25 protein-coding genes and 3 pseudogenes are annotated in these 26,991 nt (G+C 68.6%); 21 read left to right on the top strand and 7 right to left on the bottom strand.

Annotated features, from left to right (window positions below):
* Positions 1–167: 167 nt before the first annotated feature.
* The 3 genes from C4B68_RS42765 to C4B68_RS01055 all read left to right on the top strand — a co-directional run bounded on the left by C4B68_RS42765 (position 168) and on the right by C4B68_RS01055 (position 2,382).
* Positions 168–599: a hypothetical protein gene (locus C4B68_RS42765; protein WP_240634115.1), complete on the top strand. Its 432-nt coding sequence runs from the start codon at positions 168–170 to the stop codon at positions 597–599.
* A complete protein-coding gene (locus tag C4B68_RS01060; protein ID WP_180289352.1) occupies positions 596–1,585 on the top strand; it encodes a hypothetical protein in 990 nt (329 codons plus the stop codon). The genes C4B68_RS42765 and C4B68_RS01060 overlap by 4 nt, the downstream gene beginning before the upstream one ends.
* Before the next feature lie 509 nt (positions 1,586–2,094).
* On the top strand, positions 2,095–2,382 hold the full coding sequence (locus tag C4B68_RS01055) for a hypothetical protein (protein WP_206337056.1): 288 nt from the start codon (positions 2,095–2,097) through the stop codon (positions 2,380–2,382).
* Positions 2,383–2,451: 69 nt separating this feature from the next.
* Here C4B68_RS01055 and C4B68_RS01050 read toward each other — a convergent pair whose 3' ends face one another.
* Positions 2,452–2,736 (bottom strand): hypothetical protein, encoded by a 285-nt coding sequence (locus C4B68_RS01050; protein WP_099505130.1) that lies wholly within the window; start codon positions 2,734–2,736, stop codon positions 2,452–2,454.
* A 172-nt stretch (positions 2,737–2,908) separates the two neighbouring features.
* On the opposite strand from C4B68_RS01050, the gene C4B68_RS42760 reads away from it, so the two are divergent.
* From C4B68_RS42760 to C4B68_RS01040, 3 genes are all read left to right on the top strand, one after another.
* A complete protein-coding gene (locus tag C4B68_RS42760) occupies positions 2,909–3,445 on the top strand; it encodes a hypothetical protein (RefSeq protein ID WP_240634114.1) in 537 nt (178 codons plus the stop codon).
* A 343-nt stretch (positions 3,446–3,788) separates the two neighbouring features.
* The gene (locus C4B68_RS42755; protein WP_240634113.1) at positions 3,789–4,211 is read left to right on the top strand and encodes a hypothetical protein; all 423 of its coding nucleotides are present in this window, start codon (positions 3,789–3,791) and stop codon (positions 4,209–4,211) included.
* A 177-nt stretch (positions 4,212–4,388) separates the two neighbouring features.
* The gene (locus C4B68_RS01040; RefSeq protein ID WP_099505131.1) at positions 4,389–7,124 is read left to right on the top strand and encodes an ATP-binding protein; all 2,736 of its coding nucleotides are present in this window, start codon (positions 4,389–4,391) and stop codon (positions 7,122–7,124) included.
* Here C4B68_RS01040 and C4B68_RS01035 read toward each other — a convergent pair.
* Complete coding sequence (locus tag C4B68_RS01035; protein WP_143674420.1) at positions 7,111–7,512, bottom strand: hypothetical protein; 402 nt, start codon at positions 7,510–7,512, stop codon at positions 7,111–7,113. The genes C4B68_RS01040 and C4B68_RS01035 overlap by 14 nt on opposite strands.
* Before the next feature lie 234 nt (positions 7,513–7,746).
* Between C4B68_RS01035 and C4B68_RS41585 the strand changes: the two genes are divergently transcribed.
* Positions 7,747–7,920, top strand: a complete 174-nt coding sequence (locus C4B68_RS41585; RefSeq protein WP_167458968.1) for a hypothetical protein — start codon at positions 7,747–7,749, stop codon at positions 7,918–7,920.
* Here C4B68_RS41585 and C4B68_RS01025 read toward each other — a convergent pair.
* Positions 7,914–8,364, bottom strand: a pseudogene (locus C4B68_RS01025) (NUDIX hydrolase). The gene C4B68_RS41585 and the pseudogene C4B68_RS01025 sit on opposite strands and share 7 nt — an antisense overlap.
* A 602-nt stretch (positions 8,365–8,966) precedes the next feature.
* Between C4B68_RS01025 and C4B68_RS01020 the strand changes: the two are divergent.
* The 9 genes and pseudogenes from C4B68_RS01020 to C4B68_RS00980 form a co-directional block, all read left to right on the top strand.
* A pseudogene (locus C4B68_RS01020) lies at positions 8,967–9,143 on the top strand (cellulose binding domain-containing protein); the annotation flags it as partial.
* Between the two features lie 163 nt (positions 9,144–9,306).
* Entirely contained in the window at positions 9,307–9,846 is a 540-nt protein-coding gene (locus C4B68_RS01015) for a hypothetical protein (RefSeq protein ID WP_143674422.1), read from the top strand.
* Between the two features lie 42 nt (positions 9,847–9,888).
* Positions 9,889–10,758 carry a hypothetical protein gene (locus C4B68_RS01010; RefSeq protein ID WP_099505136.1) on the top strand — a complete coding sequence of 290 codons (870 nt, stop codon included), beginning with the start codon at positions 9,889–9,891 and terminating at the stop codon, positions 10,756–10,758.
* Between the two features lie 13 nt (positions 10,759–10,771).
* The gene (locus C4B68_RS01005) at positions 10,772–11,818 is read left to right on the top strand and encodes a caspase family protein (protein ID WP_099505137.1); all 1,047 of its coding nucleotides are present in this window, start codon (positions 10,772–10,774) and stop codon (positions 11,816–11,818) included.
* Between the two features lie 763 nt (positions 11,819–12,581).
* Entirely contained in the window at positions 12,582–13,772 is a 1,191-nt protein-coding gene (locus tag C4B68_RS01000) for a M4 family metallopeptidase (RefSeq protein WP_099505153.1), read from the top strand.
* Positions 13,773–13,813: 41 nt separating this feature from the next.
* Positions 13,814–14,770, top strand: a complete 957-nt coding sequence (locus C4B68_RS00995) for an ISAs1 family transposase (protein WP_257217473.1) — start codon at positions 13,814–13,816, stop codon at positions 14,768–14,770.
* 280 nt (positions 14,771–15,050) lie between these two features.
* A pseudogene (locus C4B68_RS44555) lies at positions 15,051–15,218 on the top strand (helix-turn-helix domain-containing protein); the annotation flags it as partial.
* Between the two features lie 117 nt (positions 15,219–15,335).
* On the top strand, positions 15,336–16,244 hold the full coding sequence (locus C4B68_RS00985; protein ID WP_143674424.1) for a hypothetical protein: 909 nt from the start codon (positions 15,336–15,338) through the stop codon (positions 16,242–16,244).
* A gap of 433 nt (positions 16,245–16,677) precedes the next feature.
* Entirely contained in the window at positions 16,678–16,881 is a 204-nt protein-coding gene (locus tag C4B68_RS00980) for a cold-shock protein (RefSeq protein ID WP_037751662.1), read from the top strand.
* 379 nt (positions 16,882–17,260) lie between these two features.
* Here C4B68_RS00980 and C4B68_RS00975 read toward each other — a convergent pair whose 3' ends face one another.
* Positions 17,261–17,872 (bottom strand): helix-turn-helix domain-containing protein, encoded by a 612-nt coding sequence (locus C4B68_RS00975; RefSeq protein ID WP_099505139.1) that lies wholly within the window; start codon positions 17,870–17,872, stop codon positions 17,261–17,263.
* 233 nt (positions 17,873–18,105) lie between these two features.
* Here C4B68_RS00975 and C4B68_RS00970 point away from each other — a divergent pair, with 233 nt between their 5' ends.
* Positions 18,106–18,288: a hypothetical protein gene (locus C4B68_RS00970; protein WP_099505140.1), complete on the top strand. Its 183-nt coding sequence runs from the start codon at positions 18,106–18,108 to the stop codon at positions 18,286–18,288.
* Between the two features lie 530 nt (positions 18,289–18,818).
* Here C4B68_RS00970 and C4B68_RS00965 read toward each other — a convergent pair.
* Entirely contained in the window at positions 18,819–20,249 is a 1,431-nt protein-coding gene (locus C4B68_RS00965; RefSeq protein ID WP_099505141.1) for a selenium-binding protein SBP56-related protein, read from the bottom strand.
* Between the two features lie 244 nt (positions 20,250–20,493).
* Here C4B68_RS00965 and C4B68_RS42750 point away from each other — a divergent pair, with 244 nt between their 5' ends.
* Complete coding sequence (locus C4B68_RS42750; RefSeq protein ID WP_240634111.1) at positions 20,494–21,468, top strand: hypothetical protein; 975 nt, start codon at positions 20,494–20,496, stop codon at positions 21,466–21,468.
* Between the two features lie 109 nt (positions 21,469–21,577).
* Here the strand turns inward: C4B68_RS42750 and C4B68_RS41580 are convergent, their stop codons facing one another.
* Positions 21,578–21,739: a hypothetical protein gene (locus tag C4B68_RS41580; RefSeq protein WP_167458967.1), complete on the bottom strand. Its 162-nt coding sequence runs from the start codon at positions 21,737–21,739 to the stop codon at positions 21,578–21,580.
* 169 nt (positions 21,740–21,908) lie between these two features.
* Here C4B68_RS41580 and C4B68_RS00955 point away from each other — a divergent pair, with 169 nt between their 5' ends.
* The gene (locus C4B68_RS00955) at positions 21,909–23,108 is read left to right on the top strand and encodes a PQQ-binding-like beta-propeller repeat protein (protein ID WP_099505144.1); all 1,200 of its coding nucleotides are present in this window, start codon (positions 21,909–21,911) and stop codon (positions 23,106–23,108) included.
* Here C4B68_RS00955 and C4B68_RS00950 read toward each other — a convergent pair.
* Positions 23,072–24,309, bottom strand: a protein-coding gene (locus tag C4B68_RS00950) for an IS3 family transposase (protein ID WP_099505145.1) whose coding sequence is annotated in 2 segments (ribosomal slippage) — positions 23,072–23,982 and positions 23,982–24,309 — 1,239 coding nt in all. Because the reading frame shifts where the segments join, the coding sequence is not laid out codon by codon here. The two genes, C4B68_RS00955 and C4B68_RS00950, sit on opposite strands and share 37 nt — an antisense overlap.
* Here C4B68_RS00950 and C4B68_RS00945 point away from each other — a divergent pair.
* The gene (locus C4B68_RS00945; protein WP_099505146.1) at positions 24,302–24,760 is read left to right on the top strand and encodes an outer membrane protein assembly factor BamB family protein; all 459 of its coding nucleotides are present in this window, start codon (positions 24,302–24,304) and stop codon (positions 24,758–24,760) included. The two genes, C4B68_RS00950 and C4B68_RS00945, sit on opposite strands and share 8 nt — an antisense overlap.
* A gap of 657 nt (positions 24,761–25,417) precedes the next feature.
* A complete protein-coding gene (gene ltrA, locus C4B68_RS00935) occupies positions 25,418–26,851 on the top strand; it encodes a group II intron reverse transcriptase/maturase (protein ID WP_104879935.1) in 1,434 nt (477 codons plus the stop codon).
* Positions 26,852–26,991: the final 140 nt, after the last annotated feature.

Raw genomic sequence — 26,991 nt, 5'->3', positions numbered from 1 at the left:
CGCGCGGATGCCTGGAAGGACGGACCAGCCGGACCCGACAGCGCCCTCAACGGCCCCGCCACCGGCAGACGAGATGCATCCGGGTATCCGGCTGCTGCTCGACATCGGAGCCAGCCGTCCTGAACTGCTGCTGACCGGGAAGGCGCTGACCGACCAGGGCCGAGTACGTGATGATGGACGCCGGCTTCAGCAGCGAACAGCTCCGGCACATCATCACCGATCGCCCCTTGCCGCATCCCGTGCGTACCTCGGTCGGGGCGATCATCGCCGCCCGTCTGCGAGCCGCCCAGGCCTACCCGCCCCCTTCCATCGCGGCGGCCCATCACGACGCCCCGTCGGCGGAGGAGCTCGTCGAGCGGTCGACGACGGCTGCCGCCCGCACCGTGAGCGAGGCCCAGACCTACCGGGCCCTCGTCGAATGCGCCGGCTGCGGCGTTCCCGCAACTGCCCCCGGCGAAGACCTCTGCCCGGCCTGCCTCGGCTGGCCGCTGTGCCGCACCTGCCCGGGGCCGACCCCCCGGCGCGCCCACCCCGACAGCGACGGCCGCTGCGCGACGTGTGCCTCCGCCCTGACCCGACTGGAAGGAAGCAGCTCATGACGGACACGCTCCACGCATCACCGCCGACCGCACCCTCGCAGCACCAGCGTCCCTTCACCCTCGATCCGGGCCGGTGGGAGGCGGAACGATCACGTGCCCTGCGGACCGGCCACGTCCGCAACACCGCGTGCTCAGCCGAGTGCCAGCCCGTGCTGGTGTACGAACGCACGCGGTGGGGCTGGCTCGCCTGGACCGTCCCCGGTGACGGCACTCTCCCCGAAAGCCCTCATCAGATCGGAGTGCTCACCCCTGCCGCGACGCGTATGCAGCGCCTGGCCCTTCGCTGGTTGACCAGGCGTCCGGCCCAGCGCATCGCCCTGGCCCCCACGATTCCCGGATCCCTGCGGGTGTCCGCCGCTGCCGTCGCCCTCATCGGCCTGGTCGCCGGCCTGTTCGCCATGGGCCATGGCGTCCCCGCCGACGTCGCACTGCCGGCGATGGTGCTCGCGCCGCTGCTCGCCGAGCACCTGCCCAGACGCCTGGACGCCCGGGCCCGCACACACGTCCGCAGCGTCGAAGGCGACGGCGCCTGCCGCTACCTCCAGCGCCTCGCCGCACTGCACACCTACCTCGTCCAGGCCGCCACTGGCAGCGACCGCTACGAACTGCGCCGCTCGGCCGAGATCGGCCAGCACATGCTGTGGGACGGCGTCGGCCTGATCCAGACCCAGGACACCCACTCGGCCTCGGGCCAACTCATCGCCCGCGAGCTGCTGATGGTCCAGCTCGCCGACCAGGTCGCCCAGACCCTGAAGCACACCAAAACCGAGGACGCCCCAGCCGATGCGGGCCAGCCCCGCCAGCACGAGCGGCCGTTGGGCCCGTACCCGCCCGGCGCCGAGCAGACGGCACAGCCAGCACCTCGACGCACGCCCGGCACGTCACTGCCAGCGCGCGTGAGAGGGCGATGGGCCGCGGGCGATGTGGGACCGCTCCCCGCCGGCCCGCCCCGTGAAAGGGGGAGTGAAGACGATGTTCGGATATGAGCCACGGGCGGTGTGGGCGGACCTACGGCGCCTGCTCCACCGGGTCACACACCGGGCAAAGGGGCAGAACACGCGCTGCCTCAGCGCCGCGACGCCCCAGGCTGTCGCCTGGGGCGTCGCGGCGTCCACGGCCTACCGTTCGCGCAGGAGGCTCAGCGGGAGGGGCTGGCTGCCGCCGCCGCGGCGGTCGCGGAGGACGCTGACGTCGCCGAGCAGCTTCCGCAACTCCTCCTCCTGCCCTTCGGCGTAGGCGTAGCGCGGGCAGGCGGCTTGACTCGGTCATTGAAACTCCCGGCCAAAGTCGTTCCGCCGACCGCGTGGGCAGGAGCAACGCCGCGAAGCCAGTCGCTGGCTCTTCCTACAGAGGAACCCTCTGGACAAGGGGCCGGTGAGCGGTAGATTTTCCAATTGAGGTAATTGCTTCTGTTTCACTCTGATTGTGCCGCTATGCCCGGCTATGCAATGGCTAAGTCCCTCCGCAAATCGCCAGAATGGAAGGAGGTGAACGCATGAGCGACATCGAGCAGGAGCCCCCCGAGGCCGAGGAGACCGAAACGCCCGCGGCCGAGGAGGCAGCTCCCGAGGCCCCCGCGGCTGAAGAGGCACCGGCTGAAACGGCCGAGGAGGCAGCTCCCGAGGCCCCTGCGGCTGAAGAGGCACCGGCTGAAACGGCCGAGGAGGCAGCTCCCGAGGCCCCTGCGGCTGAAGAGGCACCGGCTGAAACGGCCGAGGAGGCAGCTCCCGAGGCCCCTGCGGCTGAAGAGGCACCGGCTGAAACGGCCGAAGAGGCAGAGTAGCCTCCGGCTGACTCACCCTGACCCGGTCCCACCGCGGCCCCGCCCACCACCAGGACGGGGCCGCCGACGCTACGGCAGCCTGACGGCGCGCGCATCTACGACCGCGTTACCCGTGGCCGCCGGCAGCGCGAGATCGTGCCGCTGTCCACGCTCACGCACGAACTGGGCGGTGGTGCAGGGGCCGATGCGGGCCGCCAGTTCGGAGGGGCGCAGCAGCCCTTCCGCTTCATCGAGACGACGGAAGTGCTCCGCTCCGTTGTAGGGGTTGTCGTCACCGCAGCCGGGCACGGTGCCCTCCAGCAGCTGCTCGACGTCCTCGATCACCAGGGTTGTGGGGCGTTGGGTGCGGGCCACTGGGGGGCGTCACCACGAAGAGCCGCCGGGCCGATGTATGTACCGGCGTGACTGCGTTCGGCATCCGGGGGCTTCGTCCCGGAGCTCTGAGCGGCTTCCTACGCTGCGACGCGCGTGCGGACGGGCTGCCCGCCCCCTTCGCGTGGCCGTGCTGTTTCCTTGAGCTGCCCGGATGCTGTCGTATGACCAACTCAGCGCTCCCGAGCGGATGTTGTGGGATGCCTTCCCCGAGGGCCGCTGGGCCGACCTGCGCACCGGGACGCCGGACGAGGACGACCCGGCGCAGGGCGGGAGCTGGGGGCGCGAGCGGACCGTGCGGGCCGAGGTCGTGGTCGCCCTCCTGCTCGGGGCCAACACCCGGCAGGAGGCCGCGGTGGCCACCTTACGGCTCGCCGGGGCACGGATCACCGGGCGCCTGGAACTCGACGATGCCGAAATCGGCCACGCCCTGTGGCTCGACGGGTGCCACGTCGAGGACGAGATCAGCATGACTGGGACAACGATCCGTACCCTCTGCGTTAGGTACAGCCATCTGCGCCGCTTCGATGCCCGCTTGGCGCGGGTCAACGGCCGCTTCCTGATCGAGCATTCGCACGTCGACGGACAGCTCTCACTCATCGACGCCCGCGTCGAGGGGTCCTTGCACCAAGCGGGTCCACTATCTCGCTGCCCGGGGACTGGGCCGTGTTCGCAGGCGGGCTCCAGGTAGGTGGTGCCCTGTTCGCCCGCCGGGGCTTCACCGTCCATGGCGGCACACGGCTGGTCGGCGCGCAGTTCCCCAGTGGGCTGCTCCTCGAGGGCGCGCACCTCGGTACGGGATGGGGCCAGTCTCTGTGCGCCGATCGGGCGGTGATCGCGCCCCTGGTGTGTACGGACGGGTTCACGGCCGAGGCGACCGTCGCCCTGCGCGGGGCACGCGTCGCCGACCTCCTCGCCTTCGAGGGCGCGCTCCTCCAGGGCGAAGGGGTCGCCCTGGACTGCGCCCAGGCACAGATCGGCGACTTCTCGCCACTTGGTACCGCAAGATCGGTCACGACAACGAGGCCCGCCGCGTGCTGCTCGCCAAGCAGCGACACCGGCGCCGCACCCTGCACGCCGCCGGGCGCGCCTGGGGCCGGCTGCTCGACATCACGGTCGGATACGGCTACCGCCCCTGGCGGGCCGGGATCTGGCTGCTGGCCCTGACCCTCCTGGGCACCTTGGTCTTCCGCGGCCAGCACCCGGTCGCCCGCAACCCTGCCGACGGGCCCGTCTTCCACGCCCTCCCCTACACCCTCGACCTGCTGACCCCCATTGGCGCCTCGGCCAGCGCAACGCCTGGTACTGGACGTCCAGCGGTACGCAGTGGCTTGCCTACGGCTGATCGCGGCCGGGTGGCTGCTCACGACGACGGTCGTGGCGGGCGTCACGCGTCAGCTCAGCCGCAACTGAGCCGGGGAGTAGGGATGACTTCGTTTCTAACCGGTTTCCCGTAGTGGTCGGCGGCGGACTGTAGCGGGTCTGCCCGCGTGGATTGAACAGTCCGGTGCTCCTCCCTATAGGAGCCGCAGGACCACGGGGGTTGGCCGCGGGGCCCCCTTGAGCGGTCCTCTTCCGTGCGCGAGGGTGGCCAGGGGGACCGTCCGCCGCGGGCACAGGGGGAGGTGGCCGACATGGGCGATCTGTTCGTCGGGCGGAACAGCCATCTCTCGGCTCTCAACGACCAACTGGCACAGGTCATCGCCGGTGCGCCTCGTCTGGTGCTGGTCGACGGGCCGGCCGGGATCGGCAAGACTGCCCTCATCGGCCGCTTCCTCGCAGGGCACCCCGGGGCCGAGGTGCTGAAAGGCTGCGGGGAGGAGAACGAGACCGGTCTCCCGTTCGGTTTGCTCGATCAACTGCTGTCACCACACACGGAGCAGGCCGTCCCCCGGCCTCCGGCGGCCGACGCACCGACCGTCGGCTCTCGGCTGCTCGATGTGCTCGGTGAACTCCAGACGCGCAATGCCGGACCTCTGGTTCTCGTGGTGGACGACGCGCATTGGGCGGACTCCTCGTCCCTGCAGGCGTTGGCCTTCGCCCTGCGCCGGTTGCGCGCGGACCGGGTCCTCACGGTCGTCGTCCTACGAGAGGCCGATGATCCGGCGTTGCCCGAGGGATTGCGCCGACTGCTCACCGGCGAGGGCGCGCTGCGCCTGACCCTGACCGGCCTGACCGCGGGCGAGGTCTGCGAACTCGCCGCCGCCAGTACTGGTCCGCTGCCGCCGACCGCCGTCGTACGGCTGCTCGACCACACCGCCGGCAACCCGCTGCACGTCAAGGCGCTGCTCGAACAGGTACCGCCCGCCCACTTGATGTCCGCGACGTTCCTGCTGCCCGCGCCCCTGGGGTACGCCCGATTGATCGAACAGCGGCTGGCGGGCTGCACCGACGAGGCGCAGGCCCTGGTCGCCGCGGCGAGTGTGCTTGGGATGTCCTGTCCGCTGCACGCGGCCGCCCGGCTCGCGGAGCTGAAGCTTCCGCTGCCGGCACTGGAGGAGGCGGTCGGCGCCGGACTGCTCGACGAGACGCCGGAACCTGGCGGCCCCCGCGTGTCCTTTCCGCACCCCATGCTCCGCGCCACCGTCTACCGGCGGCTCGGCCCCGTACTGCGGCATGCGCTGCACCGGGCCGCGGCCGGGCAGTCCGACACGGCGTTCGGCCGCCTCCAGCACCTGGTGCACGCCGCGCAGGGTCCGGACGACGCGCTGGCCGGACAGCTCGCCGACTTGGCCCACGCCGAGGCCGCCGCCCGGCGCTGGGGGACGGCCGCCCCGCTGCTGCGCGACGCCGCCCGGCTGGCTCGCGCGGAGCGGGACCGGGAGCGGTACGGCGTCGAGGCGGTCGAGGCGTTGCTGTGGGAGGGCCGCCGCGACGAGGCGCAGGTGCTGTTCGACGAGCTGCCGGGGGATGCCTGCTCGACGGCACACCGGTACGCGCGGGCCCTGATGTTGCCGTTCGACGGCGACATCAGGCAGGCTGAGCCCCTCCTGCGGGATGCCTGGAGCATCTGTGACAGCGCGGCGGACCCGGAGCTGGCCTCGTACATCGCCGGGCAGCTCAGCTTCATGGCGCTGTCCCTCAACCACGGCCTGCAGGCGGCCGAATGGGCCGAACAGGCCTTGCGGCTGTCCGCCCGGCGGGCCTCCAGCACCATGCTGCGCTACGCCCGGATGACCGGTTACGGCCTCAGCGGTGACATCGGGCGCGGGCTCGCCGTGGCCACGGAGTTGCCGGACGCCTCGCTCGTCGCCGCGGCCGATGTGGATCTGCTCTGCGGACGCGGCCTCCTGCGGATGTGGTCGGGCGACCTGGAGAACGCGGAGCGGGACTTGCGGGAAGCCCTGTTCATCTGCCGCGACGGGCCGATGATGCTGCGCATCATCGCGATGTTGGAGATGGGTCTCACGCAGTACGGACTGGGGGCCTGGGAGGAGGCAGCGCTATGCCTGGAATCGGCCGCCTCCCTCACCGACGACACCGGCAATGAGCTGCACCTGACCGTGCATGCAGCGGCCGCACGCGTCCTCGCCGCCCGCGGGGACTACGACCGCGCGGAGTGGCATCTGGATCAGGTGCCCGACATACCGGTCACGCCGGGGACCGTCATGACCGAGTCCCGGCGTGTGCGCGCCTTTCTCGCGATCCTGCGGGGGCAGCCGGACGCCGCCGCGGCGGAGCTGCTGCCGCTCCTGGAGGCCGACGCCGCCGAGGGGCTGTGCGAGCCGATGACCGCGCCGTGGCGCGATCTGCTGGCCGAAGCGTTCGTCGGACTCGGGCGCCTCGACGAGGCGGACCGCGTACTGACCGCCTTCGAGGCGCTGGCCGCCGCCCGCGGCCACCGGGCCGCCCAGGCCACCGACTGCCGGGTCCGGGGCGAGCTGCTGGCGGCACGGCATGAGCCCGACGCCGCCGAGGACGTGTTCCGTGCCGGGCTGGCGCACGCGGCCCGGGTCACCGCGCCGTACGAACGGGCCCGCCTCCAGCTCGCGCTGGGCGAGCTGCTGCGCCGGACCGGCCGCAGGGCCGCCGCCGCGCAAGCGCTCCAGGCCGCGCACGAAACCCTGACGGCCCTCGGCGCGGTCCCCCTCCTGGAGCGCTGCGCGCGGGAACTCGCCGCCTGCGGGACCAGCGGTGCGGCAAGGTTTCGCCCAATGCCGCCCGACAGCGGCCCTGTGCTGACCCCGCAGGAACTGGCCGTCGCCCGGCTCGCAGCCTCCGGTCTCACCAACCGCCAAATCGCCCGGGAGCTGGTGCTCAGCGTGAAGACGGTCGAGTACCACCTGGGCCATGCCTACGCGAAGCTCGGCATCTCGTCCCGGGTGGGGCTGGTGGCGAGATTTCCGCCCGGCCCGGTCAGCGCTGGATGAGGAAGCGCGGGCTGGTCGCGAAGCTCGCGTCCGGGTCCGTCAGGCCCATGTATACGGAGGCGTAGACCTCGCACTGGTGCCCCTTGTGCTTTTCCAGCTCCGCGGCGGCGATGCCGAAGACGAACGCGGCCTGCTGCTTGTCCCAAGGGGCCTGGCTGAGCAGCCCGCTGACCACGTTGGCCGTCGCCGTCTGGATGTTCGTGCCGTCGACGAGATCCTTGACGGTGATCTCGACCTCGTAGGGCGCCCCGATCCGGAAGATGGCGTCGCCCGCCTCCACCTCCACCGCGATCTCGGCCGCCTCCTTGGGGTTCAGAGTCGGGTCGGCGTTCGGGCTGGTCGTCTTCCGGGCAAAGACTCGGACGATCTCCACGTCGTTCGGTCCCACAGCGATCATCTCCCTCGTGGGGAAGGTGCCGTCCGGTCCCGTGCCGGATGCTCACCGCATCCCCCGTGGGAGACATTAGGAACGGTGCGAGCCGCCACGCTTCGGGGTACGGCTCGGGGAAAACCCCTGGGAACTTCGGGAACCGGCCCCGGTACGACGGAGTGTGCCCTGGTGGCGTGTGCCGCCGCGATCGGAGCTGGCGCAGCACTGCCGTACACGGTCCGTAATTACCGGTTGAGTCGACGCGGTCAGGTCACAGACCGGTTCACCAAGGCACTGGAACGCCTCGGCTCCGAGGCGAGATATGTACGGATCGGGGGAGTTCTGGCGCTGGAACAGATCGTGCAGGGCGCCCCCGAGCAGGCGACTCATGCCGCCCAGGTGCTGGGCCACTTCGTCAATTACTGACTGTCGCCGGTAACGGTGGTCCAGCGCGGGTCGATGCGGTCCAACCACGCGTCCTGGCCGTCTGCCAGTGGCTGCTTCAGGGGAAGTGGGAGGAACCGGCAGGCGAAGATGAGGCCGGCGTCGTCTCCGTCGCCGTGGACGTGGTGCTCCCAGGCATCGGGGGTGTCTGCGGGCGCCTGGAGGTAGAAGAAGCTAGTTCGTCGTGGCTGTCCCGTGTCGGGGTGAGGCTTGTCCTCCACGGCGATCTGCCGGAGCACGGTGCAGACCGGTCTCCTCAGCGACCTCTCGAAGGACCGCTTCTTCGAGTTCTTCCCCTGAGTTGACTCCTCCCGCAGGAACCTGGGTGCCAGCTTCCGGCATACCGATGTGGTCGAACGCCAGGAGCTCGAGGACGGCGCGATGCCGGATCACGTATGCGGCGACACGGATTCTGGGTCGGGTCATCCCGACAGTGTCAGTCATCGGCACCGTTCATGATCACAGGGGGCGTATCGGCTCCAGGTGCCGCCGGCGGAGGACGTCGCCGCGCTTGCCCCGCCAGCGCCAGCCGGCATCCCACCGCTCGGCACCCGAGGGCGGCGTACTCCGACACGAACTGGCGATAGTTGAATATGCGAGCCCACCAGTATGGGCCCCGGGAGTTCCAGCCGTCCATGTCCGCCCTCCGGGCCCGCCCTGTACACGAACGCGGCGGCGACCGACGCGGAAGGGCCGCCGACGGTGGGCATGGCCTGGCTTGTTGATCCCACCGTCCGATGGCCGAAGCGGACTGGACTCTGACGGCACCTCTACGCCGCACGGGGGATCCGGCCAGAGTCTGTCCGTGGGTGCCGTTTCCGGATTACTCCAGGTGTAGCGTCTAATTCCTGATGTCCCTTTCCGGGCATTTGTGTCCCCTGTCTGGCCCAGGGGACAGGGAAGTTGGACGTACAGGTGTGCTGGCGTTCCCCTGTTCCGATGGACGCGCCCCTTCTCTCTGCTCTGCGTAGTCACTGCCATCGTGATGATCGGTCGGTGGTAGCGCACGGGCGCCCTGACCTGTACGTGGCGTCGGTGGGACATACACCCCGACCACGGGCACGGTGACAGTGATGAATGCCTCGTACAACGGCACACTCGCCCCTAACGCGAACGTGACGATCGGCTATCAGGCGAGCCACAGCGGGAACAGCGCGGCACCCGGCGCATGCACGCTCAACGGAACCACCTGCGCCGTGGGTTGAGCCGAGACGGGACGCTCTGGCCATACCTGGACGCTTCCCTCAGGCGGTGACACACTCACGCCACTGACGCCGTGTCACCGCCGCACAAGGGGGAGTCTGCCGGTGAGGGAATTACGGGGGAGTGCCGCACGGCCACGGGCGGTTGGCGGAGACGAGCGGTCTCATGGCAGCGTCTGACGAGTTGCGATGGCTTGAGCTCACGGAGCCCCAAACAAGTCAGTCCGCCGTGAACGCGACCGTGGACACGCTGATCGCCTCACTGGATCGGCAGCGAGTCGTACTGCATTTCGCGGGTGGTCCGCTTGACCGCGAGGCTATGGCCTCCGCCTTGGGTGATGCCGCGGAGGCCTACGGCGGGGCCGGTGCCCGTTCCGTCTTCGTCCTGCAGGGCGGTGGGCTGGGGGAGACGCTGACGCGGAACTTGCCCCGTGTCCTGCGTGAGGCCGTCTTCGAAATCGCGCTGAAGCGCGTGCTGTGGTGCGTTCTCGGCAAAGCCGCGGAGCGTTCGGTACCCGGCACGCGCGGACGGTCACGGTCCGGAAGCCTGCCCCTCCCCACTCCCCATCGTGTGGCTGTCGAACTCAAAACCATGGAGAAGGACGGAGTCGAGCCCTACGCCTCGCTGACTCCTCCGGCGGACATGCCCCAGTTGACCGACGCCGAGTCACAGTGGCTCGTCCGCGCGTTGTCGGAGGACCAGTAGCTACGGAGCCTTGGTCGCTCGGCGCGTGACAGTGAGTTGTTGATGTCTTCCACGCGCACCGAAGCCGCGGAGCAGGCCGAGAGCAGGCACAGTTCCCGTGCCGTACCGGAAGTCGTCACTGGTCTGTTGGTCCGCAAGGTAGTGAGCGCGGCCCGGGCGGTGATCGAAAGATTCCGGGCCGGTACCCATCACGGCCTCTACCCCACGGCGGTCGAGGAGATTCTGCGAGAGTTCTGCCTCGCCCACCTGGGTGCCGCACTGTGGTCCGGGATGAAGGACGAAGCGGCCACGGCGTTCCGTTCGGGTGACGGGAGTCCGGCGGGCGCCGGGCGCTACTTTCTGGACCGCTTCATCGAGACCGTCTCGGTACCGGAGCGTAAGGAAGTCACGGTGGTGGGCCACGGCTCCGGCGTCCCGCTGATGAACGCGTTCCTTGCCGCCTTCGACGCTCGTCGAGGCTCGGCCGGCAGCCCCCTCTCTGCGGACTTCCGGGTACGCGATGTGGTCGCCCTGGCTCCCATGTGCACTTTTCCCGAGCTGGCGTCAACACTCCGCAGAAGGAACACAGCCTTCGAACGATTCCGGATGTTCGCGTTGACGGACGAGGCCGAGAAGGCCGATCATCTCGTGCCTGTCGCGTATCCGCGCTCGCTGCTGTACTTCGTTTCCGGGGCGCTGGAGCGCGACCCCAACGGCACGAGCGCGGCGGTCCCGCTGTCCGGAATGGCGCGCTGGTACGGCTCCGGGCAGACCGCGGGCGGAGCCGAGGCCGAGGAAGTACGTGTCGTCGCCGATGCCGAGCCCCGTGCGTTCGTCTTGTCGCCGGGGGCAGAGTGCGGGGCGCGCTCCCATGCGCAGTTCCGCACGGATCCCGCGCTGCTCGCCAACCTGCAAGTGATGATTTCCGGTTGAGACGGGAAGTCCCATGCACGAACATCACTACGCCGTGGTTTCCGGCATCAACCGGTACGTCTCGCTCGACGATCTGCACGGCCCGGTCAACGACGCGGAGGCGTTCCATCGCTGGCTCGTCGATCCCCATGGTGGCGACGTGCCTGAGGAGAACATCATCCGGGTACCGGCCTCCGGGGACACGGACGTCATCGATGCCGTCTCCGCACAGCCCACAGCGGACCGGATCTTCAGAGACTTCGTCGAACTCAACAACCGGCTGAGCGCCAAGCTGGAGTCCTCGCCGGAGAGTTGGGAACGGTCTCGTCTCTACGGATACCTGGCCGGACACGGCACAGCCCCAGGTGGCACCGGGTGCGCCGTCCTGATGCCATCGGCCGACGAGGGCGGGCTGGTCAACCATGTCGAGGTCCAACTTCTGGCCGACTGGTACGGACGATCCGGCCCCTTCAAGGAAGTCCTCTTCTTCGTCGACTGCTGCCGGGAAGAGCTGCACCTGCTCCCGTGCGGACCTCCGATGGTGCAGGCGTGGCGTCCCAACGATCTACCCAGTGTCGTCCTCGGGCTGGCAGCCGAGAGGGGCCAGCAGGCGTTGGAACCGGCAGCCGCGGCCGACGGCGAGCCGCTGCGGGGCTACTTCACGACAGCTCTCCTGGACGGAATGCGCGCAGGCGTGGACACGGCGGGGCGCGTGACGGTTCCAGGGCTCGACGATCACGTACGCCGTCTCGTCTTCCGCCACACGGACAGGCGCCAACTGGCGTCCGTGCGTCTGCAACAGGGCATGCCCGTCATCGTGCGCCGCGAGGATCCCACGGAGACCTACCGGGTACGGGTGCACTTCACGCACGACGTCAAGGACCTGGTGATCAGAGACGACTACGAGGACCTTCTGGTCCGCGCGGACGCGCGGAGTGACACACCGTGGGAGCTGTCGTTGCCCAGCGGAACGTACTGGGTCGGTCCCAGGGACTACGAGGCCGAGGATCCTTACTGCGAGTTCTCCGTGAAGGGAAGGGACACCGATGTCCACTACCCGACCGGCACGACTGCGGACTGACCAGCCCTCCCTCATGGATCTGCCCTGCGCCGCCCCACTGGCGGGCACGCTGCCGGCCCATGCGGAACATCAGAGGGCAGCGGGTCATTGGAGCCGTCACTCGACGCCTGGCTCAGGCAGCGAAATACCGTCGCTGGTTGTCCTGCTCCTCGGGGTGACCCACTCCGCGAACCACGACAGCCCCTTCGTCTGGCAGATCACGGACGAGGCAGGCCACGTACTGCACCCCGACGCCTGGGAGACGGGAGGAAGCGGTGCCGAGTCATGGGTGACCTGGAGTTGCCGCGTTCCGGCGGGCAGTTATCGCCTCGAATGGCGAAGCGGTCTCCTGACACTGGCGCTTGCGTTGTGGGTGGAGCCGGACTGGACGACCGTTGCTTTCGTTCCGGCAGGCAGGAGAGGCCTCGATCCCGTGCATGCCGCGATTCACACGATTCCATGGGGAACTGCGTGGGATCCGAACAATGAGATGACCCTGGCGCAGGAGATCGTTCTGTCCGGCCTGCGCCAGAATCGCTGCCTGGTTTCCGGCGAGATGGTCGAGCGCCTGCTCAGTGACGCTTTCAATCCTATGCAGGCCCTTGTGTGCGCTCACGCGCTCCAGACACCCGAACCGGCGGAGAGCGCGAAGGAACGACGTCGGCAATTCCAGGCCATCACAGAGGAATTGGTCCGGCGGATGCCCGGGCACCCTGATGTCCGCGTTCTGCGACCGGAACTGGGCGGGCGGCGGCCCGAGTCCACCATCAGCACGCCCCCGCTCATGGCCGTTTCGTGCTTGCAACTGCTGGCTCGCGATGCGGAGAGAGATGCGGACAAGAAAAGCCCGCTCGTTCCGGGCTCCGCGGCCGAGTACGCGACCTCCCGACTCGCGAGCGCCGGCGTGTGGACGACCTGGCTGCGGCCGACCAGCCCGCCGCACCGGGATCCGCCCGTACCGGTCGACAAAACGGTCGCTTTCCTTCGGCAGGCCGCCTCTGTGAACGACCTCACCGTCGAGCAAGTCATCGAGCGATTGGGCGAGCAGGAAATCTGCCGCCGCGCGAGGGTGCCGCGCCGTTTCGTCGTGCAGGCGGTCGAGCGACTCCGGTCTCCCCGCGTCAGCGTCTACGAAGCCGCGTCGGCAACCGCTCGGCCGGGCAGGAGGGTGCGCATCGAGGGCGATCCACCCACGCGGGACGCCACGGTCAACCGCGCATACAGCGCGCTGGGGGACACATATGACTTCTTCCTGAGGGCATTCGGGCGCGATTCACTGGACGGAGAAGGCCTGCCACTCGTCGCGGTGGTTCATAGCGGCGAGGCGTACAACAACGCCTTCTGGGACGGCGAGCAGATGATCTACGGGGATGGCGACGGCGAGGTTTTCCAGGACTTCACCATCCCCATGGACGTGACGGCACATGAACTCACACACGGCGTTGTGCAGTACACGGCGAACCTCTCTTTCTACGGTCAGCCCGGCGCGCTGCACGAGTCGATCTGCGATGTGTTCGGCTCACTCGTGAAGCAATACTCGTTGGGCCAGACGGCTGGTGAGGCCGACTGGCTCATCGGCGCCGGTTTGTTCACCCCCCGCGTGACCGGGGTGGCGCTGCGCTCCATGAAGGCTCCCGGCACCGCATACGACGATGACGTCCTCGGCAAGGACCCGCAGCCCGCGACCATGGACGACTATGTCCGCACCGACCGCGACGACGGCGGTATTCACATCAACTCGGGTATCCCCAATCACGCGTTCTATCTGGTCGCCACCGCCCTTGGCGGTCATGCCTGGGAAAGGGCCGGACAGATCTGGTACGACGTCCTCACGGGTGGTGAACTTGCAGAGCGGGCCCTTTTTTCTGACTTCGCCAAACTGACGATGAGCGCCGCCCGCGCACGCTACGGCCATGGCGAGGAACTCCAGGCGGTGGACAAGGCCTGGGAACAGGTCGGCGTACGGATGCTGTGACCCAGAACGAATCAGACCCACCGGTGGTACCACTCCGGCACATGTCGGGTGGCCGGGGTTCGGGGCCGGAGAAGCAACCGGAGGAGAAACACAGCAGTCGGGCCTTGGACACCGAACCGGCACCCCGGGAACAGGATCACTTGCAGCATCCTGAGACAACAGAGTGCCGGCCACCGCTCGCCGCTCACCCAGTGCTCGGCGAGGCCGATGATGAGGAGCCGCGCGGCCTCGCAGTGGACGGCAAAAGCCTGCGTGGCGCGGCCAAAGCGAAGGGCCGCAAGATCCACCTGCTCGCCGCACTGGAGCACACCACCGGCCTGGTCCTGGCCCAGCTGGACGTCGGCGAGAAGACGAATGAAATAACCTGCTTCCAGCCGCTGCTGGACACCGTCGCCGACCTGGCAGGAACCGTCGTCACCAGCGACGCGATGCACACCCAACGTGAGCACGCCGACTACCTCCTCGGCCGCGCAGCGCACTACATCGTGATCGTCAAGGGCAATCAGAAGAAGCTGCGCCGGCAGCTCAAGTCCCTTCCCTGGAAAGACATCCCGCTTCCGGGACGCACCCGGGGCATCGGCCACGGCCGCTCGGAGATCCGCCGGATCAAGGTCGCCACCGTGAACAGCCTCCTTTTCCCCGGAGCCCGCCAGGCCGTCCAGCTCAAGCGCCGGCGCACCGACCGCAAGACCGACAAGACCACCGTCAAGACGGTCTACGCCGTGACCAGCCTGACCGCCGAGCAGGCCACCGCGGCCCAGCTCGCCGAACTCGTCCGCGACCACTGGAAGATCGAGGCCCTGCACCATGTCCGCGACACCACCTTCGCCGAGGACGCCTCCCAGCTGCGGACCGGCAACGCGCCCCGCGCGATGGCCACCTGGCGCAACCTCGCCATCGGAGCCCTCCGCACGGCCGGAGTGAAGAACATCGCCGCTGGCCTCCGCCGCAACGCCCGCGACCCTCGCCGCCCCCTCGCACTCCTCGGCCTCGGATGATCACGAACCGGACGTCATGCGACTACGCCGAAGCCCTGCTCCGGACCCCCCGGGCCATTGAGACGGCAGGCGGACCTGACGAAGACTCGCGGCCTGGTCAGACACCGAGGTGCCCGGGGCCGGCACGGCCGCGCCACCGGGAGCGCCCCGCCATGCTGAGGTGGACCTGCACGGCCGGGATCCCCGGCACTGGGCCGGTGCGCCGGGCCCGCCGTCACCGGGCCCGGCACCAACGCGGTGTCCGGTGGCCAGCCATGCGGTCTGCGGGGCTCACATCCAAGATGCGACGATGATGGGTCGGCCGTGGAGTCTGCCGCTGGCCGAGCGGGTGCTGGTGGTCGCGGTGTACTACCGCACGAACCTGACGATGCGGCAGCTCGGCCCGCTTTTCGGCGTCTCGTCGTTCACGGACCGACCTGGCCCAACCACCCCCGCCGAGCCGCGTCAAGCCGACCGCACCGCACGGCGCATCTGACCTGCGGCATCAGGGGTGATGTAGGCGATCTATTTCGACAAAGCGGGCATACCTGTACCGAGAAGGGAAGGGCGGCGGTGAGCTGTGGATGTGGAGAGCATCGCCGACGAGTTGTACGTGCTGCATCCGACCCGGTTCGTCGAGGCACGCGATGCGGTTGCGGACGAGGCCCTCACAGCCGGCGAAGGCAAGCTGGCCGCCCAGATTGCTGCGCTGCGCCGCCCCACGCTGTCGGCCTGGGCCAGCAACCTGCTGGTCCACTCGAAGCCCGCTCAGGTCACCCGGCTGCTTCGCCTGGGCGAAGGCCTGCGCCAGGCCCACCACAACGCTGATGGCACCCAGCTCAGACGCCTGAACCGCCGGCAGCACACCCTCGTCGGCGCACTATCGCGGCAGGCCCGCGACTTGGCGGCCGGGGCCGGACATCCCCTCGGTGAGGCCGCGCAGCGGAAGGTCGAGCAGACCCTGCACGCGGCTCTCGCGGACCCGGCCGCGGCCCAGCAATGGGCCTCCGGCCGGCTCGTCAAGGCCCTCGTCCCTCCCGTCGGATTCACCGCGGCCGCCGTAGCCGAAGCACCCACCCGCCAGGCTCCCGCACCCTCCAAGGCACGCGGACGCAAGACACCGCCGAGGCCAGAGCGCCCAGACATGGCCGGCCCCAAGTCCGCCCGCGAACAGCGACCCGGAGAGGCACGGCGCAGAAAGCTCGTCCAGGCTCAGCGCGCGGCGGAAGCGGCCGAACAGCAGGCCCGCCAGCGCGAGGAGGAACACCACCAGGCTCAGGCGACCGTCGAGCGGACCGAATCAACACTCCGTCAACTCGAAGAGCGCGCGACGGAACTGGCCCAGCAACTACACGCCACGGTGGAGCTGCGACGCCGGGTCCGAAACGACCTCGACAACGCCCGCAACCGAGCCGCGGAAACAGACCATGCCGCGCAGCAGGCACGCCGCGCCGCTGAGACGGCGCGAGACCGCGCCGAGCGCTTGACAAAGTGAACCCCACTCCTTTCGCTAGTCTTTCATCGCGCCCACTGCCCGCGCCGTGAAGCAGGCCCGGCGCGCTATGGGATGGAGCGCCACATGACCGTCCCCGCCTGCGGGATCCCCGCCGTGCGGAGCCTCACCTCCACGTGCTGGCCAACAGCTGGCGGGAGATTCCGGAGGAAGAGACCAGTCGTTGCACGCGGCGATGGACCGCTGCCTGAGCGGACAGGTCCAGGTCGAGGCAGCTCAACACCGTTCTGTCTTTGAGGGGGCTTACTCACTGGTGACCGGCGCATCCGCCCTGTAGCGTCGTCCGCAGATGTCGTGGTTCGCAGTTCCTGCCCGCGCCTAGGTGCGGGCGTTTTGCTGTGCAGTACCCGAGGACCAAGACGACCACCTCCGGGTACGCGCGGTGCGGACCCGTCATCAGATGAAAGGCATCGGCATGGCCAGCGGAACCGTCAAGTGGTTCAACGCCGAGAAGGGCTTCGGTTTCATCGCGCAGGATGGCGGTGGTCCCGACGTCTTCGCGCACTACTCCAACATCAACGCCAGCGGCTTCCGGGAGCTTCAGGAAGGCCAGGCCGTGACCTTCGACATCACCCAAGGCCAGAAGGGCCCGCAAGCGGAGAACATCACTCCCGCCTGACCTTGCCCCACGGCCGACGCGGTGCCCGAGGCGGCGCTCCCGCCCGGGCGCCGTGCCGGCTCTGCGGACCACATGGCCGATCATCATCGCGGATCGCTGCCCATCCGTCCCCCTTACTCCTCACGAACGGGGACGCCAGATCTGCCCAACTGGCTCCCGGGCATCACTTGCTGATTCCGCGTCCGTACGCCGCAGCCGTCCCACCAGCCTCTGTGATGGTCACTCCGGGCTGTAGGGGCGGCCGGGGGCGGGACGTGGACGATCGCGTCCTGGTTCGCCTCCACTGGGCCTTGGACAGCCAAGAATCACGCCTCAACAGAGGCGTCCGGGAGGCAGCACCAGGGGAAACCGTTCAACCGGGAAACGTCTGTTTCCCAGATCACTCCAGGTCCTCCCACGTCCACGGCCCGGCAGCACTTCCATCGGGCTCCCGCCCGAACCTGAACCGGTCCTGGTCGTCAGCCGCCCGTTCCACAACCTCGCCGAGTAGGCGGTCGTGCTCGCGCGGCACGTATTCGGGAAGCACCGGCAGTCCGGCGGTCTGGGAGTCGATCGCGTGGTGGACCTCCAGGTGAAACGGGTCCGTCACCAGCGGCAGGGGCTGGCCCGGCCGCATGCGCTCCAGCACCGTCTGGCCATGCTCGGCCACAACCGCGGCGCGTGTTCCGTCCGCGTTCTGACGGGCCTTGGCTTTGTAGGCACGGCGCCACCGCTGCGCATCCAGCAGTGCGCCCGCCGCCGGGTCGTCGGCCAGCCTGGCGCTCTCGGCATAGGTCCGTATGGCCCGCAGCAGGTTCAGCAGCGGATCGATCTTCTGAGGGAACGGCCGTTCTTGCAGGTTCAGCCAGTTCCCGATCGTGGTGGGACTGACGCCGGCGGCCTCGGCCAGTGTGCGGTTGGACAGCTTCCCCTGCAGGCGGTCGACGCGGAACGCGACCAGTTCGGCGACTAGCGTGTCGTAGTCCGGTTCCTGCACCCCCGGTGCCGTCATCAGGACGCCCTTTCGCTCCCTCTGGCCCGTGCGCGGATGTCCACTTGGCCCCTCGACACCCGGGCGCACGCACGCCCTGACATGCCGTGAACCCTAGGGGCCCACCAGCCCGCTTCGGATCGATGTATCCAATCTGCAGCCAACTCCTGCTGGACAGCTGGCTGGACAGCCAGCGTCGAACTCATCCGCACAGCCCACCAGGGCCGGCATCACCATCACAGGGAGTTCCCGCCATGAGCCCACTGCAGATCATGTCCCTGCTGCTCGCCCTGTCCGCCGCCCTCAACATCGCCATCATCGCGGGCCTGCTCGCCCGCGGCTCCGGCGTCGGCATCCCCCAGGCGATCATCAGCGGCGCGGGCGCCGCAGCCGCCGCTCTCGGTATCTACTTCGCCGCTGTCGCCGCCTACAAATAATCACGCCTACACCAGCAGCCTCGCGGACAGATCAAGACGAATTGCCCTCCGCGTCGAAGGCGGCGCGGACCGAATCCTCGAATGTGCTGCGGCTCGGCCTGAGAGAACGGCGGCAGCGACTCCCAACCTCATCGACATTGATCACACAGCCGAATCACGAAGTGACTCCCGATGTGTCGACAAACGACTCCCTTTCCAGTGACAGCGTTTATCGATGAGTTGCAGCAGCGGTTGGCGATCCAAGGGCTCTCGGATGGTCATGAGAAATGACGGCGATGCAGTGTCCGGGCTCAGGTGTGGACGCGCACTGTGCAGGCTGCGGCTATTCCGGGCGGGCGTTGCCAAGGGTCGACCACACCTGAGATCGGCGTGGCGTGGTGTCATGGGGCACGCGGTCAGCGCGAAGTTGCCGGCATCCGGTGTCGTCCGCCGCCCGGACCGCCCAGGGGCCGGCATGACAGGCAGAGGCTTCGCCACCGCGGCGGCAACCGCCGCGAGCGCCGGCGCCGACGCTCGCGGAGCACGAGCGGTCAGCGGCTGTAGCAGTACGAATCCGAGGAGGCGTCGCCGCCTTGCAGGCGTGTCTGGTGCACGCGCAAGCCCAGGAAGTCCGGGCCGTGCGGGTAGAAGCGGCTGTCGACGGAGAGCCCGCCGTCCGAGGTGTCGGCGTCGAGTTTGACCATCCACGGGTCGATTCCCGCGGGATAGAACTGCGCGTCCCACGTGCCGTACAAGGAGTTCGTCAGGTACACGCGCCGCCCGTCGCGGCTGAGCTCGACCATCTGCGCTCCGCCGGACAGCGGAATCTCCGGCTCGGCGGGATGCGGCTGTTGGCTGACGATGCCGCCAAGACGCACGGACGCGGTCTGCCTCGGATGGAACGGGTCGCTCACGTCGTACTGGAACAGGTCGCCGGTTCCCCATGCGGATACGTACAGCCACTGGTCGTCAACCGACAGGTCGATGTCGGTGATCAATGGGGGCACGGCGCCGAACGGCTGCAGCGCCGGGGGCAGGTCCTCCGTTTGCGCGGGCTCGGCAGGGATGGTGATCACCTTGTGGACCACGAAGTCCTCGCCCTCCCGGTTCCACAGCCACACCGACGCCGACAAGTCCTCCACGTTGACCACGGCGTGTGCGAACCCCCACGTCGCCTCGGGGTCGTGCGCGGGACGCAGCTCCAGCACCATCTGGTTCTCATCCCCCAGATCGATGCGCTGCAGGTGCCGGCCAGAGTCCAGCTCCCAGAAGTGCAGCGAGTGGCCGTACTGGCGACCCAGCAGCAGTTCGGGGACAAGGCCGTCCTCGAACATCGAGGGGGTGCCCCACTCGCTGGTCACGGCGATGTTCTGGCGCAGATGCCACCAGAGGTCGTAGGCGAACCGCTGCGGTCCGCGGTCGCTCTCCCAGGCGCGCAGCACTTCGAAGCTTTCATGGTCCAGCAGCGCGACGCCGCCAGGTCCGTCCGCACCGTCCGGGCCGCCCAGGCAGGACAGGAACACTCCGTCGGGGCCGCAGTGGAGTGTGTGCGGACGCGAATATCCGGCCTTGGCGGCCAGCTCCTCGGGCTCGACCACCTTGACCAGGAGCGGGCGGGCGGGATCGGGGCCGGTGTCGAAGACGTGCAGCCGGGAGGAGCGCAGTCCCGGGATGATGAGGTAGCGCCGCGCAGCGTGATGATGACCGGCATGCGCCAGCGCGCTCGAGCAGGCGTTCCAGCCGAAGTGGTGCAGTTCGTTGCCCAGACCGGGTAGCTCGGCGTGGGCGGTCACGCGGCCGTATACGGGGGATTCGGGGTCGGTGCCGACGGTGAACAACGCGTCCGCGCGCTGTGCGCTCGGGTCGAAACCGACGACATAGGCGAGCTTCTCCGGGGGCGCGGCGACGGCATCCGCCGGAGTGCGGTACAAGGTGGGGTCACTGTGGTCGTCGCGGTCGTGAGCGTGCTCAGTCGTCCTCATGGCTGTTCCTTACTCCCGAACGGGAGCCTGGATCCCGGGGGATTCCCGGCAGGCAGCCGGGCTCACCCGTTCGAGATCGATGTGCAGACGCGGGACAGATATGCCATAAAATGAGCGTTTCACGGCCCCGGAACCCTGCCAAGCCGACAGCGCGGGGGCGCGGACCGCCTCAGTGTGCGGCTCGCCTCCGGCACGCCCGAGAGCGGCGGCAAGCGGACACCGGGCCTTCCGGCCGCCTTGCCAGTTGGCCGCCTTGGCCCCGCTGCTTGCCGAGCATCTCCCCGGCCCGCTCGATGCCCGCGCCTGCGAGAACATCCGGATCGTCGAGGACGAAGCCGCCTGCCGCTACCTTCAGCGCCTCGCCGCCCTCCACACCGGCCTCGTCCACGCCGCCGCCGGCAGCGACGCCCACCAGCTGCGGCGCGCCGTCGAGATCGGCCACCACCAGCTGTTCGACACAGCAGACCTGCTCCAAACCCACGACACACGCTCGGCCTCCAGCGAGCTCATCGCCCGGGAGCACCTGATGCTGCAACTCGCCAGCCAGATCGCCGCAAGCACGCAGGGCGACACACCGCTGGGCCCCTGTCCACCCGGGCCTCGCCGAAAGCCCCATGCCTCAGCCCAAGCAACGACCCGCATTTCGTCAACGAAGGAGGAAACACACATGCCCCACCTGCAGGACGCTCCCGAGCAGCGGACGAGCGAGGTGTACCTGCTGTTCGCGCACGAGGCGTACTACCCGGCCGCCGCCCAGGAAATCAACACCTCGCTCGTGGCCGCAGCCTCCCTGCTGCACCCGCGCGTACAACAGCCTGACGGCGCGCGCATCTACGACCGCGTTACCCGTGGCTGCCGGCAGCGCGAGATCGTGCCGCTGTCCACGCTCACGCACGAACTGGGCGGCGGTGCGCTCTGGCCGGAGGTCGGCGACTGGGAAGCGGTCACTGCGGACCTGCTCCAGCTCATCCGTGACCGTGACTGCGACGCTCTCAGCCTGGGCCTGCCGGACATTGCCCGTGCCCTGGTGTGCTCCGGCCCGCACAGCGAGGTGCGGGCCTACGACCCGGCGGCCGGGCGGTGTCAGGCGTACGGGCCGGCCGAACGTATAGAGGTCCTTGTCGAGGTCGGCAAGCAACTGGCCTGGGCGGAAGCGGGGTGGTCTCTGTGGCCGGGCGACGGCCTTCTGGCCGCGACCAATCCCGAGGAAGCCAAGTGATGTTCGGCCACGAAGCGTACGCAGTGTGGGCAGACCTCCGTCGGCTGCTGACTCGGTGCCCACGCCCCAAGCGCCGCGCTCGACCGCGGTCAGGGGCGGGGGAGTTTGCTCAACTGGCCACCGCTTCCTGGCTGTTCAACCATGAAATGATCCGGGCCGCCTGCTCGGCGTCCGCGGGCAGGCCGAGGTACGGGGCGCCGAGCTGCGGCCACGTGAGATCCAGGGCCGTGCGCAGCACCTTCTGCCGGAACCGGTAGATCGAATGCGCCACCGCTCCGGAGCATGAGGTTTCCCGCATGTACGCCCCGGTCGCTGCCCGGCGTAGACGCGGCCAATGGTTGGCGGCCAGCGGCCCGCTCGGTTATGCGATTCACGTGACCAGCAGAGGGGCATGTGACACGAGGTGTCACTAGCGGTCACGGAAAAGGGGGGCGTGGGGGATGGAGCCGGGCAACCTCGCGGCTATCGCCGTACAGATCATGTCGGCGCTGGCGACGGGAGCTGCGACCAGCGTGGGGACTGCGGCGGGTGAAGAAGTCACTCGGGTCGTTCGGCAGCGGCTCGGTGAGTCGGAGGAGGGGAGAGCGGCCCTGGATCGGCTGCAGGAGGATCCGCAGCAGCCGGAGGCGCAGCAGCACGTGCGGACCCTGCTGACTGATGAGGTCAGGGGCAACGCGGGCTTCGCCCGGCAGCTCGAAGCGACCGTAACGGCGGGCGGGAACGCGCACGTCAACACGTTGACGATCAACCGCAGCAAGGTGAGCGGAACCATCAACTTCGGGCCGTTAACTATCCACAGGACGCGGGGCGCCTACATCGTTCTCGCCATCGCGGCGGTGGCCGTGGCCCTGCTGCTTGTCCTCGGATCGATCGGCACCGTCAACATCATCAACAACTTCGGCAACGGTTCCGGTGAAGGCTCCGAGTCCGTGCAGGGTGGTGTCTCCGCGCCAAAGGAACGGTGGAAGGTCGACAAGGGCCTGACACCGACTGTCGCCGACGGGGTGGCTTACTTCGGCAGCTTGGACAAAGGCCTGCACGCAGTCGACGCCGCGACCGGCGAGGAGCGGTGGAAGTTCGGTACAGGCGGCTTCCTTCCCTCCTCTTCGGATACCGACGAGTGGGGCTCACCGCCGACTGTGGCTGACGGAGTGGTGTACTCCGCCAGCGTGGACGGCAACCTTTACGCGGTGGACGCCGAAACCGGAAACGAGCGGTGGGCATTCGACGCGGGCGGGCCGCTGGTGCAGTCGCCGGCTGTGGCTGACGGGATCGTCTACGTCAGCACCGTGACCGGCACCCTGTACGCAGTGGATGCGACGAGCGGGAAGCCGCGGTGGGACTTCGACACCGGTAGTGAAGCCACTGCGCCGACGGTGGCAGGCGGTGTGGTGTACGTCGGCGGCTTCGGATACCTGTATGCCCGGGTCGCTTCCACCGGCAAGGAGCGGTGGACGTTCAACGCGGACGGTGCCTGGGTGTCGTCCGTGGCAGTTGTCCGAGGGACGGTGTACTTCGGCAGCACGGACCACAGCCTGTACGCGCTGGATGCCGCTTCGGGTGACGGGGCCTTCCCCCACGAGAGTGGGCACTCTTCGCATGCTTATACGGCAAGAGTCATGCTATGTGATGTCTCGTAGTTGACGGGACTGATCTGGGCGTTGGCGGAGTGCCGGCGACGTGAGTTGTATCGCACCAGCCAGGCGAACACCTCCTGACGGCACTGTTCAGCGTCGTCCCAGCGTCGCCGGTCGCCCAATGTCTCGCGTTTGAGGGAGGCGTGGAAGGACTCGCAGGCGGCGTTGTCGGCGGAGGTGCCCACGGCTCCCATCGACCGGACTACGCCCAACTCCTCGCACAGGGAGGCGAATTCGGCGGACGAGTACTGGGCGCCGTGGTCACTGTGGAAGACGGCGCCGGCGAGGCCGCCGCGGAGCGCGTCGGCGGCCGTCAGCGCGTCGGCGACCAGCTCGGTGCGCATGTGATCCGTGATCGACCAGCCGGCCACCCGGCGGCTGAAGCAGTCCAGTACGGTCGCCAGATAGAGGAACTCCCCGTCACCGACCGGCAGATAGGTGATGTCGCCCATGTACTTCATGTTCGGCGCAGGTGCGGTGAAGTCCCGCCGGAACAGGTCCGGCACCACCGCGGCATCGGGATCCGGGACGGTGGTGACGGTCCTGCGCCGCTTGCGGTAGCCGGCGACGCCGAAGGCGCGCATCACCCGAGCGACCCGCTTCTCGTTGATCTCCATGCCGTGCGCGTCCCGCAGCTCGGCGGTGATTCTCGGTGCGCCGTAGGTGCCGCCGGACTCGGCGTGGATGCCCCGGATCCGCTCGGCGAGCTCGGCATCGGCCCGCGCCCGCTGCTCGCGCGCCGGGCGCGAGATGAGCCACTTGTAGAAGCCGGAGCGTGCGACGCACAACACCTCGCACAGCCGCTTGACGCTGAAGACGTCGCGGTGATCATCAATGAACAGGAAGCGGCTTACCAGTTCATCTCCGTCGCGAAAAACTTCGTCGCCTTACGCAGGATGTCGCGTTCCTGGGAGAGCTTGTGCATCTCCTTGCGCGCCTGCTTCAACTCCGCGCGCACCGAGGCCAGTTCCGCCTCCAGCTCCTCGCGCGTGGCCGCTTTCGCCACGGTCCTGCCGTCCTTCGCACTCGTATCCGCCGTCGGGTCCTGGCCGCCGCGGGCGCGGTGCGCGCGCACCCAGGTACGCAGCGTCTCGCGGTTGACGCCGAGGTCCTTCGCCACACTCTCGAAGGTGTGGCCCGGGTCCGACAGGTACAGCGCGACGGCATCCGCCTTGAACTCGGGTGAATAGACCTTCATCACCATAATCGATCACCTTCTGCCGCCCCCCAGCGGGGCGGCGATCAGGTGTCCACCACTCGGGGGGAGGCGCCACGAGAGTTGGAAGTTCGAGGCTGGCGACGAGGTACAGGCGCCTCCGGCGGTGGCCAATGGTATGGCGTACTTCGGCAGCGTGGACGGCAAGCTGCACGCGGTGGACACCGCAACCGGCCGACAGCGGTGGGACCTTGCCGTCGACGGCGGGGTGACCGCTGGCCGTGGGGGCCTGTTCAACTCGCCCGTGTTGAACGGCAACGTTGTGTACGTAACCACCGGGCACGGTCTGTACGCGGTGGACGCCGCGACCGGCCGGGAGCGCTGGAGGCATGCGACCGATCGCAGCTTCGGCTGGTCGCCCGTGATGGCCGACGAGATGCTGTACGCCGTCGGTTTCGACCGGAGCAGGTCCAGCACTCTGTACGCCCTGAAGTTGTAGGCGAGGAGTGTGCGACATCCCGTGGTGCGCCACGAGGCGCCATGAAATCGAGTGAGGGTGAAAGGACCTCACCGCCGGTCAGTCGCAGCTGACCGGTGAAGCTGGGGGCAGTCGAAGTGCGGAAACGCGCGCAACGGTGAGAGCAGCCCCGACAACGTACGGGACGGGTCGGCACTGTCAGATGACCCGGGTCCGGCTAGCAGCGAGGAGAAGGTGTACGCGAGGAACCACTGTCCGAAGCCCTGTAACTGTCGCACTCGACTCAAACCTGACGGATACGGGTCGAGATGCAGCGCGTGACCGTCACTCGTTTGGGTGATGTTCAACTCCGAAGCCGGATCGCGGGTCTGGTGGGGAGGCCATGCCGAAAGCCTGCGGCGTAGGCATGGCGAGGCTGCCGGGGTATAGGTGGGCACCTCCCTCCTTGATCGATTTCGTGGTGAACGTGGGAACCATCCGCAGTCGCCCTTCCCTCTGGACAGCCAGTCCGGCGGCGGGCAGGTCCGTTGTCGACTGAGGGCTGTCGGATGGGGCGGAGGCCCCGTAGTAGTCGTGGGAGTAACGACCCAACAAGGAGACCGGGAGAACCGGTCGCAGGGCCAAGGGGGCCAGCAAGCCAGCAGACGAAGTTACTGGAATGTCAGGAGGTTGTCGCCGGTGAACACCGACGAGCTTGAGCACGCCGAGTATCAGGCGGAGCGCAAGGTACTGAAGATCCAGACCAAGCTGCACTGTTGGGCCCGTGATGACCCTCATCGCAGGTTCGATGACCTCTTCAATCTCGTCGCCGATCCCGCCTTCCTTCTGGTGGCGTGGGATCGGGTGCGGGGCAACAAGGGTGCGCGCACGGCCGGGGTGGACGGGCGCACCGCCCGTTCCGTCGAGGCCGGACAGGGCGTCGAGGACTTCCTCGACGGGCTGCGGTCGCAGGTCAAGGACCGTAGTTTCCAGCCGCTGCCGGTGCGGGAACGGATGATCCCCAAGACAGGCGGCAGGTTGCGTCGTCTGGGGATCGCCACCGTGACCGACCGGGTGGTCCAGGCATCCTTGAAGCTGGTGCTGGAGCCGATTTTCGAGGCGGAGTTCCTACCGTGTTCCTACGGGTTCCGCCCGAACCGTCGTGCTCACGACGCTGTGGCCGAGGTGCGTCACATGGCGTCCCGCTCGTATGAGTGGATCGTTGAGGGCGACATCAAAGCCTGCTTCGACGAAATCTCGCACCCGGCCCTGATGGACCGGGTACGCAGACGAGTCGGGGACAAGCGCGTCCTGGCACTGGTGAAGGCGTTCCTCAAAGCGGGCATCCTCGGTGAGGACCGCGTGCTGCGAGAGACCCGCGCCGGAACCCCGCAGGGTTCGATCCTCTCGCCGCTCATGAGCAACGTGGCTCTCTCGGTCCTAGACGAGCACATCGCCCAGGCCCCGGGAGGTCCAGGTGTCAGTGCGAGTGAGCGGGCCAAGCGTCGTCGCAAAGGTCTGCCCAACTACCGGCTTATCCGGTACGCGGACGACTGGTGTCTGGTCGTTTCAGGCACCAAAGCCGACGCTGAAGCCCTGCGCGAGGAGATCGCTGGAGTCCTCTCTCCGATGGGCCTGCGCCTGTCACCGGAGAAGACTCTGATCACCCACATCGACGGGGGCCTCGACTTCCTCGGCTGGCGTATCCAGCGCCACCGCAAGCGAGGTACGTCCAAGCAGTACGTCTACACCTATCCCGCACGCAAGGCCGTGCAGGCCGTGACGGGCAAGGTCAGGACCCTCTGCCGACAGATGGACACGAGCCAGCCGCTCGATGCTCTGTTGCGCCAGCTCAATCCGGCGCTCAAGGGCTGGTGCGTCTACTTCCGCCCCGGCGTGTCCAGCGCCGCCTTCGGCTACCTGAGCTTCTACACATGGCAACAGGTCGGCCGATGGTTGCGCCGCAAACACCGCCGGTCCAGCTGGAAGGACCTGCGCCACCGCTATTACAAGGGCGGCGTGTGGTGGCCGGCCTCGGAGGAGCGATCACTGTTCAACCCGGCGAAGGTAGGCACGACGCGCTACCGATACCGGGGAACGAAGATCCCAACTCCCTGGCCAGTCACGGGATGAGGACCCCCGGATGCCCATGACAGGGCTTGTGGAGCGCCCGGTGCCCGGAAACGGGCACGCCGGGTGCGGGAAGCGGTCCGGGGAAACGGGCCGGTCGGAAGACCGGAACCGCGCCCCGGGCCGACTTCACAGTTCCCCTG

The sequence above is a fragment of the Streptomyces dengpaensis genome (genome assembly GCF_002946835.1).
In the GTDB taxonomy this organism is placed as follows: domain Bacteria; phylum Actinomycetota; class Actinomycetes; order Streptomycetales; family Streptomycetaceae; genus Streptomyces; species Streptomyces dengpaensis.
This window is presented reverse-complemented; position numbering and strand designations above follow the sequence as displayed.

Coding starts and splice junctions, on each gene's coding strand:
- C4B68_RS01055 (WP_206337056.1), top strand. CDS start 2,095: ATGAGCGACATCGAGCAGGAGCCCCCCGAGGCCGAGGAGACCGAAACG.
- C4B68_RS00975 (WP_099505139.1), bottom strand. CDS start 17,872: ATGACGGCACCGGGGGTGCAGGAACCGGACTACGACACGCTAGTCGCC.
- C4B68_RS00955 (WP_099505144.1), top strand. CDS start 21,909: ATGGAGCCGGGCAACCTCGCGGCTATCGCCGTACAGATCATGTCGGCG.
- C4B68_RS01015 (WP_143674422.1), top strand. CDS start 9,307: ATGGCAGCGTCTGACGAGTTGCGATGGCTTGAGCTCACGGAGCCCCAA.
- C4B68_RS01000 (WP_099505153.1), top strand. CDS start 12,582: ATGGCCGTTTCGTGCTTGCAACTGCTGGCTCGCGATGCGGAGAGAGAT.
- C4B68_RS01010 (WP_099505136.1), top strand. CDS start 9,889: ATGTCTTCCACGCGCACCGAAGCCGCGGAGCAGGCCGAGAGCAGGCAC.
- C4B68_RS00970 (WP_099505140.1), top strand. CDS start 18,106: ATGAGCCCACTGCAGATCATGTCCCTGCTGCTCGCCCTGTCCGCCGCC.
- C4B68_RS00995 (WP_257217473.1), top strand. CDS start 13,814: ATGTCGGGTGGCCGGGGTTCGGGGCCGGAGAAGCAACCGGAGGAGAAA.
- C4B68_RS01060 (WP_180289352.1), top strand. CDS start 596: ATGACGGACACGCTCCACGCATCACCGCCGACCGCACCCTCGCAGCAC.
- C4B68_RS01040 (WP_099505131.1), top strand. CDS start 4,389: ATGGGCGATCTGTTCGTCGGGCGGAACAGCCATCTCTCGGCTCTCAAC.
- C4B68_RS42760 (WP_240634114.1), top strand. CDS start 2,909: ATGCTGTCGTATGACCAACTCAGCGCTCCCGAGCGGATGTTGTGGGAT.
- C4B68_RS00965 (WP_099505141.1), bottom strand. CDS start 20,249: ATGAGGACGACTGAGCACGCTCACGACCGCGACGACCACAGTGACCCC.
- C4B68_RS00980 (WP_037751662.1), top strand. CDS start 16,678: ATGGCCAGCGGAACCGTCAAGTGGTTCAACGCCGAGAAGGGCTTCGGT.
- C4B68_RS01005 (WP_099505137.1), top strand. CDS start 10,772: ATGCACGAACATCACTACGCCGTGGTTTCCGGCATCAACCGGTACGTC.